We start from the raw sequence: 12,621 nt of genomic DNA on the forward strand, positions 1-12,621 counted from the left end.
TCAGGTGTCGACCAGCTGGAGTTCCATGCCAAAGCCGCTGGCGGTCACCTGCTCGGCCGGCACGCCGGTCTTGGAAAGTTCGCGGTAGGCCGCGCCCAGCCGGCGCGCCACGGTGGTGACCAGCCGGCTTCTGAAGGCGTCCTGGCACTCGTCGGTGGCCAGCGACAGGGCGGCGGGGTTGATCTCGAGGTAGACCGTTTCGGTGGTCGTCACCGCGGTGTTCATGTGCTTGTGATCCTGGGCATCCAGGAAGGCGAGCTCGCCAAACACCTCGCCCGCCCCCAGCTCGTACACCCGATGGCCATCGACGGACACCTCGACCCGGCCATCGATGACGATCCCGAAACGCTGGTCCGCATCACCCTCGCGCAGCAGCAGGGTATGGGATTCGACCTTGCGCCAGCGCGAGATGCGCAGCATCTCCCAGATCTCCACATCCTCGAACTCGGTGAAGAAAGGCATCTTGCGCAGGGTGGCGTAGCGGGTGGTGTCCTGCTGGCTGGTCGAGTCGTCGAGGATCTTGTAGCGCACCGCCGACAGATCCTTCGCAAACTCGGCGCCGTTCTTGTAGCGTGAATACAGATCCTTCTCGAGAGCCTTGCGGATCACCTGATCGAGCTGCTCGGGCAGTTCCGAGTTGATCTGCGACACCAGCGGCGGCTCGGTGTTGATGATCTTGTAGATGAGCTGGGCCGGGTTCTTGGCCCGGAAGGGCAGCCGGCCGGTGAGCATGTGAAACAGCACCACACCCAGGGAGAACAGGTCGGTCTTCTGGTTGAGCGGGTAGCCCTTGATCTGTTCCGGGCTCATGTAGGCTGGCGAGCCCACGCCCATGATGAAGGTCGAATCAGCCGCGCTCTTCTTGCTCACGTTGAGCGCAAGGCCGAAGTCGGTGACCTTCACGTTATCGTTGTCATCCACGAGGATGTTGGCCGGCTTGATGTCCCGGTGCACAACCCCCTGGCGGTAGGCGTAATCGAGCGCCATCGCGCACTTGAAGATCATGCCGATGGTGCGATGCAGGGGGAGCAGGCTCTGGAAGCTGCAGTACTTCTCGAGGGTCGTGCCCGGAAAGTACTCCATGACGATATAGGCGTAGTCCTTCTCGACCGCCGTATCGAAGATCTTGATGATGTTGGGGTGATCCAGCCGCCGCGACACGTCCATCTCGGCGCGCAGCAGCTTGAGCAGACGCCGGTTCCACTTGGCCTCGTCCTTCGACTTGTCGTCGAAACGGATTAGCTTGAGGGCGACGTTGTCCGGGTATTGGGGATGCTCGGCGAGGTAGACCGTCGCCGTCGCGCCGCGCCCAACCTCCCGGATCAGCTTGTACTTGCCGATTTTATCAGGTGCTTTTTCCATACCTGCTTTACGCGAAAACATTCGTAAAGATGACCGGAGAAAACCCGGAACACTCGGATTTTACACTCCCTTTCGCTGCCAGCCGGCAACTTTGGTGACGCCCTCTTGAAATCATATTCTCCGTCCCCATTTAAAGCGAGTCAAAAAAAGGAGCCGTTACCCATGCAAGACCAGGACACCCCTCTGAGCCCCGAAGACAAGGCCGCGCCGGAGCTCGTGGAGAACGTCGCGGGCGCCGCGGATGCCGCCACTGCCAGCGCAGCCGAAACCGCAGGCACCGACACCCTTCCCAGCCTCGCCGAGCAGCTCCGCCAGGCCGAGCTGAAAGCCGCCGAGCACCACGACGCCTGGCTGCGCGCCAAGGCCGAGACCGAAAACGTGCGCCGCCGCGCCCAGGACGACATCGCCAAGGCCAGCAAGTTTGCCGCCGACAAGTTCGCCCAGGCGATGCTGCCGGTCAAGGACAGCCTCGAAGCCGCCCTCGCCACCGAGAACGCCACCCTTGAAACCCTCAAGCAGGGCGTCGAGCTCACCCTCAAGCAACTCGTCTCCGCCTTCCAGAGCGCCAACGTGACCGAAGTGAGCCCCCTCGGCGAGAAGTTCGACCCGAACAAGCACCAGGCCATCAGCGCCATCGAGGCCGACGGCGAGCCGAACACCGTGATCAACGTGCTGCAGAAAGGCTACCTGCTCAACGAGCGCGTGATGCGTCCGGCGCTCGTCGTCGTCTCGAAAGCCAAGCCGGCCGCTTGAAAGCCGCCGCGGCATCCCCATATTCGCTAACAAGCAGCGGGCCGGCCTGACCGACCCGCCACCAAACAGCATTCAAATTCAAGGAAAAACTCATGGGCAAGATCATCGGCATCGACCTCGGCACCACCAATAGCTGCGTTTCCGTGATGGAAGGCGGCAAGCCGAAGGTCATCGAAAACTCCGAAGGTGCGCGCACCACCCCGTCCGTCGTCGCCTACGCTGACGACGGCGAGATCCTGTGCGGCGCGCCGGCCAAGCGTCAGGCCGTCACCAACGCTCGCAACACCCTCTACGCGGTCAAGCGCCTGATCGGCCGCCGCTTTGAGGAAAAGGAAGTGCAGAAGGACATCGACCTGATGCCCTTCACCATCTGCAAGGCCGACAACGGCGACGCCTGGGTTGAAGTGCGTGGCAAGAAGATCGCCCCGCCGCAGGTTTCCGCCGAAGTGCTGCGCAAGATGAAGAAGACCGCCGAAGACTACCTCGGCGAAGAAGTCACCGAAGCCGTCATCACCGTGCCGGCCTACTTCAACGACAGCCAGCGTCAGGCCACCAAGGACGCCGGCCGCATCGCCGGCCTCGAAGTGAAGCGCATCATCAACGAGCCGACCGCGGCTGCGCTGGCCTTCGGCATGGACAAGAAGCCGGGCGACTCCAAGATCGCCGTGTTCGACCTTGGCGGCGGCACCTTCGACATCTCCGTGATCGAAATCGCCGACATCGACGGCGAGCACCAGTTTGAAGTGCTGGCCACCAACGGCGACACCTTCCTGGGCGGCGAAGACTTCGACCAGCGCATCATCGACTACATCGTCACCGAGTTCAAAAAGGAACAAGGCGTCGATCTGAAGAACGACGTGCTGGCCCTGCAGCGCCTCAAGGAAGCCGCCGAAAAGGCCAAGATCGAGCTGTCCTCCGGCCAGCAGACCGAGATCAACCTGCCCTACATCACCGCCGACGCCACCGGCCCGAAGCACCTGGCGCTGAAGATCACCCGCGCCAAGTTCGAGTCGCTGGTTGAAGACCTGGTCGAGCGCACCATCGAGCCCTGCCGCGTGGCCCTGAAGGACGCCGGCGTGAAGGTTTCCGACATTGACGACGTGATCCTCGTCGGCGGCCAGACCCGCATGCCGAAGGTCATCGAGAAGGTGAAGGAGTTCTTCGGCAAGGATCCGCGCCGTGACGTGAACCCGGACGAAGCCGTCGCCGTTGGCGCCTCCATCCAGGGCGGCGTGCTGCAGGGCGAAGTCAAGGACGTGCTGCTCCTCGACGTCTCCCCGCTGTCGCTGGGCATCGAAACCCTGGGCGGCGTGATGACCAAACTCATCCAGAAGAACACCACGATCCCGACCAAGGCCTCGCAAGTGTTCTCCACCGCCGACGACAACCAGTCCGCCGTAACCATCCACGTGCTGCAGGGCGAGCGCGAGATGGCTTCCGGCAACAAGAGCCTCGGCCAGTTCAACCTGTCCGACATCCCGCCGGCGCCGCGCGGCATGCCGCAGATCGAAGTCACCTTCGACATCGACGCCAACGGCATCCTGCACGTGTCCGCCAAGGACAAAGCCACCGGCAAGGAAAACAAGATCACCATCAAGGCCAACTCCGGCCTGTCGGATGAAGAGATCCAGCGCATGGTGCGCGACGCCGAGGCTCACGCCGAGGAAGACAAGAAGGCCCACGAACTGGTCGACGCCCGCAACCAGCTCGACACCCTGGTCCATTCGGTCAAGAAGGCCCTGGCCGAGCACGGAGACAAGATCGGCGACGACAAGGCCAAGATCGAAGCCGCCATCGCCGAAGCTGAAGAAGCCATCAAGTCCGGCGACAAGGCCGCCATCGACGCCAAGAGCGAAGCCCTCGGCGCCGTCAGCCAGAAGCTCGGCGAGCACATCTACGCCCAGGCCCAGGCCGAAGCGGGTGCTGCCGGTGCGGCAGGTGGTGCCGGTGCCTCCGCCGGTGGCGCCAAGTCCAACGACCCGGACGTGGTGGACGCCGAGTTCACCGAAGTGAAGGACAAGAAGTAAGCACCACAGCTGAAAAGCTGACCTGACCGACCCGGCCGAGCCATGCCGGTGCCCCGCGCACCGCTCGGCTCGGCCTTTCCACAAGATAGCCAGAGCACCCAAAAATGGCGAAACGGGATTTATACGAAGTCCTCGGCGTCAATCGCGACGCCTCCGAGGACGAGCTGAAAAAGGCCTACCGCAAGCTGGCCATGAAGTACCACCCGGACCGCAACCCGGACAACAAGGAAGCCGAGGAGAAGTTCAAGGAGGTCAAGGAGGCCTACGAGATCCTCACCGACGCCAACAAGCGCGCCGCCTACGACCGCTACGGCCACGACGGGATCAACCCGCAGATGGGCGGTGGCGGCGGCGGTCAGGGCTTCGACGGCTTTGCCGATGCGTTCGGCGACATCTTCGGTGACATCTTCGGTGGCGGCGGTGGTGGCGGTCGCGGACGCTCCAACGTCTATCGCGGCGCCGACCTGCGCTACAACCTCGAGATCACCCTCGAAGAAGCCGCCCGCGGCGCCGAGAAGACCATCCGCATCCCGGCCCAGGAAGAATGCGGCACCTGCCACGGCAGCGGCGCCAAGCCCGGCACCCAGCCCAAGACCTGCCCCACTTGCGGCGGCGCGGGTCAGGTGCGCATCCAGCAGGGCTTCTTCTCCATCCAGCAGACCTGCCCCAAGTGCCACGGCAGCGGCCGGATCATTCCCGAGCCCTGCACCACCTGCGGCGGCGCTGGCCGCGTCAAACGCCAGAAGACCCTGGAAGTGAAGATCCCCGCGGGCATCGACGACGGCATGCGCCTGCGTCACGGTGGCCAGGGCGAGCCAGGCGTCAATGGCGGCCCCGCCGGCGACCTCTACGTGGAAATCCACATCAAGCAGCACCCGGTCTTCCAGCGCGACGGCGACGACCTGCACTGCGAGATGCCGATCAGCTTCACCACCGCAGCCCTCGGCGGCGAGATCGAGATCCCGACCCTCGACGGCGCAGCCAACATCCGCATCCCGGCGGAAACCCAGAGCGCCAAGGTCTTCCGCCTGCGCGGCAAGGGCATCCGCAACGTGCGCACCCATGCGCCGGGCGATCTGATGGTGCACGTGATCGTCGAGACGCCGGTCAAGCTCACCGATCGCCAGAAGGAGCTGCTGCGCGAGTTCGGCGAGATCGCCTCGAGCAATGCCGAACGGCACAACCCGAAGGCAAAATCCTGGATGGACAAGGTGAAGGATTTCTTCAGCAGCTGATCCGGCTGAAAATATTGCACCGCAATATCCAGAACCGCGGGCCGACGTTGCAGAACGTCGGCCCGTGTCCTTTTCCGAAACCGATTTCTTTGTCCTATACTGGCCGGCGCGCACCAACTTTTGACAGAAAATAACGACAAACCATGCTGATCAAGTCCATCAAGACAAGCCTGGCCAGCCTCTGCGCCGGACTCGCTTTCGCTGCGTCGGGCAGCGTCCTCGCCGCGGATCCCGGCATCACCGACACGACCATCACCCTCGGCATGTCGGCGCCTTTCTCAGGCCCCAACGGCGCTTACGGCAAGGAAATGAAGGAAGGCGCCCTCGCCTACTTCGCCCAGCTCAACGCCAACGGCGGGATCAACGGCAAGAAGGTCGAACTGGTCACCCTCGACGACGGCTACGAAACCGAGCGGACCGTCGCCAACACCCGCAAGCTCATCAACGAACACAAGGTGTTCGCGCTGATGGCTTTTTACGGTTCGTCGCCCACCACCGAGGCGATGAAGGTCTTTTCCGAAGCCAAAGTACCCCTTCTGGGTACCATCAGCGGTGCCGGCAGCCTGCGCTCGCCGGTCAATCGCTACATGTTCCACCTGCGCGCCAGCTACGCCGATGAAACCGAGGCCATCGTCAATCATCTGGTCGGCCTTGGCATCACCAACATCGCAGTCTTCTACCAGAACGACGGTTTCGGCAAGTCGGGCAAAGATGGCGTCGTGGCAGCGCTCGCCCACCACAAGCTGAAGCCGGTAGCCGAGGGTTCGGTCGAGCGCAACTCCCTGCAGGTCGAAAACGCCGTTACCCAGATCGCCAAGGCCAATCCCCAGGCGGTGATCATGATCACGCTCTACAAGCCCACCGCCGAGTTCATCCGGCAGATGCGCAAGGCCGGCCAGATTCCCCAGTTCTCGACCCTCTCGCCCATCGGCGCCGATCTGCTGGTCGGCGAAATGGGCGCCAAGGATGCCCACGGCGTCGGTATCTCCCAGGTCATGCCCTACCCCTGGAACGACACCCAGCCAGTCGCCAAGGAATACCACAAGGCCATTCAGGCCTTCGCCAAGCACAGCAACTACAGCTATTACGGCATCGAGGGCTTCATCAACGCCAAGCTGATCGCCGAAGCCATGAAGAAGGCCGGCCGCGATCTCAGCCGCGAAAAGCTCGTCAACACCCTCGAGAGCACGCCCTTCGACCTGGGCGGCTACAAGGTGAGCTATTCGGCAAGCAACCACAACGGCTCACGCTTCGTGGATCTCACCGTGCTCGGCCGGGACGGGCGCGTGCTGCGCTGAACGCTCACGCCTCCGCCATGAAAAAGGGCGCCTCGCGGCGCCCTTTCTCTTGCTGCAACCGAAACACCCGTCAGGCGCGGCGCCAGATCGTGCCCTGGGGGCCGTCTTCCAGCGCGATGCCTTCGGCCAGCAGTTCGGCACGGATGCGGTCCGCCTCGGCAAAGTCCTTCGCCTTCTTGGCTGCGATCCGCGCTGCGATGCGCGCCTCAATGGCGGCCACGTCGTCGCTGCCCGCGGCATCGACACCACCCTGCAGGAAGGCCGACGGGTCCTGCTCCAGCAGGCCCAGCACGCCCCCCAGCGCCTTGAGCTGCGCCGCGGCTTCGGGCGACTGGCTGCGATTGACCTCGTTGGCCAGATCGAAGAGCACTGCGATCGCCTCGGCGGTATTGAAGTCGTCGTCCATTGCCAGCTTGAAACGGGCCGGCAGCGGCGCGGACCAGTCGATCGCACCGGCATCCGCCGCCGGCACGTTGCGTAGCGCGGTGTAGAGCCGCGACAGCGCCTGGCGCGCATCGACCAGATGGGCGTCGGAATAGTTGAGCGGGCTGCGGTAGTGGGCACGCAGGATGAAGAAGCGCACCACTTCCGGCGCGTACTCCTTCAGCACGTCGCGGATGGTGAAGAAGTTGCCGAGGCTCTTCGACATCTTCTCGTCGTCCACCCGCACGAAACCGTTGTGCATCCAGTAATTGACGAAGCTGCACTGGTGCGCGCCCTCGCTCTGGGCGATCTCGTTCTCGTGGTGCGGAAACTGCAGATCCGCCCCGCCGCCGTGGATGTCGAAGTGATTGCCGAGGAGCTCGGAGCTCATCGCCGAGCACTCGATGTGCCAGCCCGGACGGCCCGGGCCCCACGGAGAGGCCCACTTCACCTCGTCCGGTTCTTCGGGGCGGGCGTGCTTCCAGAGCACGAAATCGAGCGGATCGTGCTTGCCACCGGCCACCTCGACGCGCTCGCCGGCGCGCAGCTCGTCCAGCGACTTGCCCGACAGCTTGCCGTAGCCCTCGAACTTGCGCACCGCGTAACACATGTCTTCATTGGTGGCCTTGTAGGCGAGGCCGTTGTCCACCAGATTACCGATCAGCTTCTGCATCGGTTCGACGAATTCGGTCGCCCGCGGTTCGTGATCTGGACGCAACACACCGAGGGCGTCGGCGTCTTCATGCATGGCGGCGATGAAGCGATCGGTGAGCGCACGGATGCTCTCGCCGTTTTCCTGGGCGCGCTTGATGATTTTGTCGTCGATGTCGGTGATGTTTCGGACATACGTGACGTTATAGCTGCTGGCCCGAAGCCATCGCGCAACCATGTCGAAAACCACCATGACCCGCGCGTGTCCGAGGTGACAGTAGTCGTAGACCGTCATGCCGCAGACGTACATGCGTACCTTGCCAGGTTCGATGGGGCTGAACTGCTCCTTTTTGCGCGAAAGGGAGTTATGAATTTTCAACATGAGAAAGACCGCAATGAAACCGAGTGAAAGAAGGGAAAAACGCAGGATCTTGCCGGGAGAGAGCCAGTCCGGGCAGATGGAAGGCCCGGGCGGCAGAGAATCGGGAAGCGCTCATGGCCGGCGACTGCGCTTCTTGATAAAATGGCTGGCTTGTAGCAACCCGACCAACACGCCATTTCGCGCGCCCGCGTATGCCGGCGGATCATATCACATGTCAAAACGTGCTCTCGCCGCCTCCCTGCTCCTCGCCAGCCTCCTTTGTGGGCCGGTCCGGGCGGACTCCCTGCAGGATCTGCAAACCCTCGTCAAACAGGGGCAGCTTACCCAGGCCCTCGAAAAAGCCGATCAACTCCTCGCCGCCAAGCCGCGGGATGCGCAGGTGCGCTTCCTGAAGGGCGTCGTGCTGTCCGAACTCAACCGTGGCAGCGAAGCCGTCGCGGTGTTCCAGAAGCTGACCGAGGACTACCCGGAGCTTCCAGAGCCCTACAACAACCTCGCCGTGCTCTACGCCCAGCAGCGCCAGTACGACAAGGCCCGCAATGCGCTGGAGATGGCGATCCGCACCCATCCCAGCTACGCCACGGCCCACGAGAACCTCGGCGACATCTACGCCCGTCTGGCCAGCCAGGCCTACGACAAGGCCCTCGCCCTCGATTCCTCCAACGTGGTCGCCCAGAACAAGCTGGCAATGATCCGCGAGATGATGAGCGTCACCGGCAAGACGACCCGTCCGGCCGCTCCAGTTGCCGCAGCACCGGCGACCAAGCCTGCCGTGGTGGCTGCAGCAACGCCAGCTCCGGCAGCGCCGGCCGCCAAGCCTGTCGCACCGGCACCGGTCGCCGTGGCACCCGCACCGACGCCGGCCAAACCCGTCGCCGCCGCCCCGGTGGCACCGCCTGCCGCCAAGCCGACCGCACCGGCGCCTGTCGCCGTGGCCCAGGCACCGGTCGTCAAGGAAGAGCCCAAGCCCGCCAAGCGCCCCGAGCCCAAGGACGAAACGCCGGCGCAGGCTGCCGCCATCACCAAGTCCGTCCAGAGCTGGGCGACCTCCTGGTCCCGGAAGGACGTCAAGGGCTATCTCGGCCACTACGCCAAGGATTTCGAGCCGCCCAAGGGCCTGAACCGCAAGGCCTGGGAAGAAGAACGCAACCAGCGCCTGACCAAGCCGGGTGACATCGAGGTCAACCTCGAGAACGTCAAGGTCGTCAGCGTATCCGGCGATCGTGCCACCGTGAAACTCCGGCAGCACTATCGCTCTGCCAACTTGTCCACCTCGTCGAACAAGACACTCAATCTTGTCCTTCAGGATGGCAAATGGGTGATTCAACAGGAGCGGGTTGGCGGTTGATGCAACGATTGCAGTCTGCGTTGCGCAGAGGGCTGGCACTGCTCGCAGTGTGCAGCCCTCTTCTGGCATTGGGTGCCAGCGAAGCACCCGCGCGCGGCAATGATCCCGACGCAGCGCTAGGCGCCGTGTTCCAGGACATCGAACGGAGTCGTCTCGGCAGCGCCCTCGAAAAAGTCGACGCGCTGATCACTGCCTACCCCAACTTCCGCCTTGCCCACCTGATCCGCGGCGACCTGCTGCTCGCCCGCGCCCGGCCGCTGGCCACCTTCGGCAATCAGCCCGACGCACCGGCCGACAAGCTCGCCGACCTGCGCGAGGAGGCCGTCGCCCGCCTCAAGGCCTACCGCAACCGGCCGCCCAGCAACTATGTGCCGCGCTATCTGCTCCAGATGGAACCCGAGCAGAAGTACGCCATCGTGGTGGACACCCAGCGCGCCCGGCTTTACATCTACCAGAACGACAACGGTCGCCCGCGCTTCGTGGCCGACTACTACATCAGCCACGGCAAGCTCGGCGCAGAGAAGCTGCGCGAGGGCGACAAACGCACGCCGGTCGGCGTGTACCACGTGACCGCCAACCTGCCGCGCCAGAAGCTCTCCGACTTCTACGGCAACGGCGCCTTCCCGATCAGCTACCCCAACGAATGGGATCGCCAGCAGGGCCGCGACGGCCACGGCATCTGGCTGCACGGCACACCCAGCGACACCTATTCCCGCCCGCCCCGTGCCTCCGACGGCTGCGTGGTGCTCACCAACCGCGATCTCGACGCCCTCGCCAGCTACCTGCAGATCGGCCTGACGCCGGTCATCATCAGCAACACGGTCGAATGGCTGAGCGTTGACGACTGGGCCGCCGAACGCTCGGCGCTCAACAAGCAGATCGAAAGCTGGCGCAAGGATTGGGAAAGCCGCGACGTGGATCGCTACCTCGCCCACTACTCCAAGAGCTTCCGCAACAACGAAGGCGGCTACGTCCGCTGGGCCGAGCAGAAGAAGGCCGTCAATGCCAGCAAGAGCTGGATCAAGGTCCAGCTCGACAAGGTGAGCGTCTTCCGCAGCCCCGGCAAGCAGGATCTCGTCGTAGTCACCTTCGAGCAGGATTACCGCAGCAACAACCTCTCCAACGTCCTCAAGAAGCGCCAGTACTGGCTGAAGGAAGGCGGACGCTGGAAGATTGTCTACGAAGGTTTCGCCTGACCCGCTGCCCACCCCGGCAGCGCCCTTCCCTTCCCAACAGGAACGCCCATCCATGAAGAAGATTCTGCTTGCCGTCGCGCTCGCCAGCCAGGCCCTGATCGCTGCCGCTGCCAATCCGCTGGTCGAGATGAAGACCAGCGCCGGCACCATCGTGCTCGAGCTTTACCCTGAAAAGGCGCCCAAGACGGTCGCCAACTTTCTCGAATACGCCAAGAGCGGCTTCTACGACGGCCTAGTCTTCCATCGCGTCATCGACGGCTTCATGATCCAGGGCGGCGGCATGAACGCCAAGATGGAAGAGAAGGCCACCCGCGCGCCCATCGAGAACGAAGGCAAGAACGGCCTCAAGAACGACGCCGGCACCATCGCCATGGCCCGCACCCAGGATCCGAACTCCGCCACCGCGCAGTTCTTCATCAACCTCGAGAACAACCGCCCGCTCAACTACCCGTCGCCCGACGGCTACGGCTACGCGGTGTTCGGCAAGGTCACCGACGGCATGGACGTCGTGCGCAAGATCGGCAAGGAACCCACCACCACCCGCGGTTTCCACCGCGATGTGCCGGCGACCCCGATCCTCATCCAGTCGGTCCGCCAGCTGCCCGAAAAGCAGTCCAAGTAAAACCAATCACCTTTCCCACAGGAGCACCCCATGGCTGTCAAACTCACTACCAACCACGGCGACATCGTCATCGAACTCGACGCCGAGAAGGCCCCGGAAACCGTCAAGAACTTCCTCGCCTACGTCGAGGCCGGTCACTACGACAACACCATCTTCCACCGCGTGATCAACGGTTTCATGATCCAGGGCGGCGGTTTCGAGCCCGGCATGAAGCAGAAGGCCACCCAGGCGCCGGTCAAGAACGAAGCCAACAACGGCCTGAAGAACGACATCGGCACCATCGCCATGGCCCGCACCCAGGACCCGCACTCCGCCACCGCCCAGTTCTTCATCAACGTGGGCGACAACGACTTCCTCAACTTCAAGGCCGAGAACATCCAGGGCTGGGGCTACTGCGTGTTCGGCAAAGTCTCCGAAGGCATGGACGTGGTCGAGAAGATCAAGGGCGTGAAGACCGGCAACGCCGGCTTCCACCAGGACGTGCCGAAGGAAGACGTGGTCATCCAGCGCGCTGAAGTGGTCTGATCGACGAGGCGGGGCGAACGACGCATGCACATCCATTTCATCTCCGATCTGCATCTGGGCGCCGATCGCCCTGCCCTCACGGCGCTCTTCGAGCGCTACCTCGCCGGCCCGGCCCGGGCCGCGAGCCGCCTGTACATCCTCGGCGATCTTTTCGAATACTGGGCCGGTGACGACGATCTGGACGACCCGCTGGGCGCCCGCGTCGCCAGCCAGCTCGCCGCCCTTGCCGATGCCGGCACGCAGGTCTTCTTCATGCCGGGCAACCGGGACTTCCTGATCGGCGCCGATTTCGCCAGCCGCGCCCGGCTCACTCTCCTGCCCGATCCAACCCCGATTTCCCTCGACGGCCAGCCGGCCCTCCTGTGCCACGGCGACAGCCTGTGCACCGACGACCTCGCCTACCAGGCCTTCCGCCAGCAGGTACGCAATCCGGCGTGGCAGGCCCAGTTCCTCATGCAACCGCTGGCCGTGCGCAAGCAGATCATCGCCGGGGTGCGCATGAAGAGCGAGGAGGCCAAGTCCGAAAAGGCCGCGGCGATCATGGACGTCAACGCCGATGCCGTCGCCGCTCTCCTCCAGGAGCACGGTTTCCCGCGCCTCATCCACGGCCACACCCACCGCCCGGCGGTACATTCCATCGACGTAGACGGCCACGCCTGCGAGCGCTGGGTGCTCGCAGACTGGCAGGACGACCAGGGCGAAGTCCTGGTCTGGGCCGACGGGCAACTCGCCCGCCAGGCCCTGTGTCCCGTCCTGCTATAGCTTGACAGCCTTCGGCGTGCCGTTTCGCCGATCAGCT

11 protein-coding genes are annotated in these 12,621 nt (G+C 63.9%); 9 read left to right on the forward strand and 2 right to left on the reverse strand.

What is annotated here, in order from left to right:
* On the reverse strand, positions 1-1,362 hold the full coding sequence (locus Q0672_RS10785) for a protein kinase (RefSeq protein ID WP_298622075.1): 1,362 nt from the start codon (positions 1,360-1,362) through the stop codon (positions 1-3).
* Between the two features lie 162 nt (positions 1,363-1,524).
* Here Q0672_RS10785 and grpE point away from each other — a divergent pair, with 162 nt between their 5' ends.
* The 4 genes from grpE to Q0672_RS10805 all read left to right on the forward strand — a co-directional run bounded on the left by grpE (position 1,525) and on the right by Q0672_RS10805 (position 6,675).
* Positions 1,525-2,115 carry a nucleotide exchange factor GrpE gene (grpE, locus tag Q0672_RS10790; RefSeq protein ID WP_153160351.1) on the forward strand — a complete coding sequence of 197 codons (591 nt, stop codon included), beginning with the start codon at positions 1,525-1,527 and terminating at the stop codon, positions 2,113-2,115.
* 92 nt (positions 2,116-2,207) lie between these two features.
* Complete coding sequence (gene dnaK / locus Q0672_RS10795; RefSeq protein ID WP_153160352.1) at positions 2,208-4,142, forward strand: molecular chaperone DnaK; 1,935 nt, start codon at positions 2,208-2,210, stop codon at positions 4,140-4,142.
* Positions 4,143-4,246: 104 nt separating this feature from the next.
* Positions 4,247-5,377 carry a molecular chaperone DnaJ gene (dnaJ, locus tag Q0672_RS10800; protein ID WP_153160353.1) on the forward strand — a complete coding sequence of 377 codons (1,131 nt, stop codon included), beginning with the start codon at positions 4,247-4,249 and terminating at the stop codon, positions 5,375-5,377.
* Between the two features lie 143 nt (positions 5,378-5,520).
* On the forward strand, positions 5,521-6,675 hold the full coding sequence (locus tag Q0672_RS10805) for an ABC transporter substrate-binding protein (protein ID WP_298622078.1): 1,155 nt from the start codon (positions 5,521-5,523) through the stop codon (positions 6,673-6,675).
* 70 nt (positions 6,676-6,745) lie between these two features.
* On the opposite strand, the gene cysS is transcribed toward Q0672_RS10805, so the two are convergent.
* Entirely contained in the window at positions 6,746-8,131 is a 1,386-nt protein-coding gene (gene cysS, locus Q0672_RS10810) for a cysteine--tRNA ligase (RefSeq protein ID WP_298622080.1), read from the reverse strand.
* Between the two features lie 211 nt (positions 8,132-8,342).
* Here cysS and Q0672_RS10815 point away from each other — a divergent pair, with 211 nt between their 5' ends.
* The 5 genes from Q0672_RS10815 (at position 8,343) to Q0672_RS10835 (ending at position 12,584) form a co-directional block, all read left to right on the forward strand.
* The gene (locus Q0672_RS10815; RefSeq protein WP_153160356.1) at positions 8,343-9,479 is read left to right on the forward strand and encodes a tetratricopeptide repeat protein; all 1,137 of its coding nucleotides are present in this window, start codon (positions 8,343-8,345) and stop codon (positions 9,477-9,479) included.
* Positions 9,480-9,604: 125 nt separating this feature from the next.
* Positions 9,605-10,675: a L,D-transpeptidase family protein gene (locus Q0672_RS10820; RefSeq protein WP_298622083.1), complete on the forward strand. Its 1,071-nt coding sequence runs from the start codon at positions 9,605-9,607 to the stop codon at positions 10,673-10,675.
* A gap of 52 nt (positions 10,676-10,727) precedes the next feature.
* Complete coding sequence (locus Q0672_RS10825) at positions 10,728-11,297, forward strand: peptidylprolyl isomerase (protein ID WP_298622085.1); 570 nt, start codon at positions 10,728-10,730, stop codon at positions 11,295-11,297.
* A gap of 30 nt (positions 11,298-11,327) precedes the next feature.
* On the forward strand, positions 11,328-11,822 hold the full coding sequence (locus Q0672_RS10830) for a peptidylprolyl isomerase (protein ID WP_298622087.1): 495 nt from the start codon (positions 11,328-11,330) through the stop codon (positions 11,820-11,822).
* 24 nt (positions 11,823-11,846) lie between these two features.
* Positions 11,847-12,584 carry a UDP-2,3-diacylglucosamine diphosphatase gene (locus tag Q0672_RS10835; protein ID WP_298622089.1) on the forward strand — a complete coding sequence of 246 codons (738 nt, stop codon included), beginning with the start codon at positions 11,847-11,849 and terminating at the stop codon, positions 12,582-12,584.
* Positions 12,585-12,621: the final 37 nt, after the last annotated feature.

This window comes from uncultured Zoogloea sp. (assembly GCF_937894855.1).
GTDB classification, from domain to species: Bacteria; Pseudomonadota; Gammaproteobacteria; order Burkholderiales; family Rhodocyclaceae; genus Zoogloea; species Zoogloea oryzae.

Bases quoted from the DNA above. Each gene is read 5' to 3' on its own strand.
- grpE (WP_153160351.1), top strand. From the start codon at position 1,525: ATGCAAGACCAGGACACCCCTCTGAGCCCCGAAGACAAGGCCGCGCCG.
- dnaK (WP_153160352.1), top strand. From the start codon at position 2,208: ATGGGCAAGATCATCGGCATCGACCTCGGCACCACCAATAGCTGCGTT.
- dnaJ (WP_153160353.1), top strand. From the start codon at position 4,247: ATGGCGAAACGGGATTTATACGAAGTCCTCGGCGTCAATCGCGACGCC.
- Q0672_RS10805 (WP_298622078.1), top strand. From the start codon at position 5,521: ATGCTGATCAAGTCCATCAAGACAAGCCTGGCCAGCCTCTGCGCCGGA.
- Q0672_RS10830 (WP_298622087.1), top strand. From the start codon at position 11,328: ATGGCTGTCAAACTCACTACCAACCACGGCGACATCGTCATCGAACTC.
- Q0672_RS10835 (WP_298622089.1), top strand. From the start codon at position 11,847: ATGCACATCCATTTCATCTCCGATCTGCATCTGGGCGCCGATCGCCCT.
- Q0672_RS10825 (WP_298622085.1), top strand. From the start codon at position 10,728: ATGAAGAAGATTCTGCTTGCCGTCGCGCTCGCCAGCCAGGCCCTGATC.
- Q0672_RS10815 (WP_153160356.1), top strand. From the start codon at position 8,343: ATGTCAAAACGTGCTCTCGCCGCCTCCCTGCTCCTCGCCAGCCTCCTT.
- cysS (WP_298622080.1), bottom strand. From the start codon at position 8,131: ATGTTGAAAATTCATAACTCCCTTTCGCGCAAAAAGGAGCAGTTCAGC.
- Q0672_RS10785 (WP_298622075.1), bottom strand. From the start codon at position 1,362: ATGGAAAAAGCACCTGATAAAATCGGCAAGTACAAGCTGATCCGGGAG.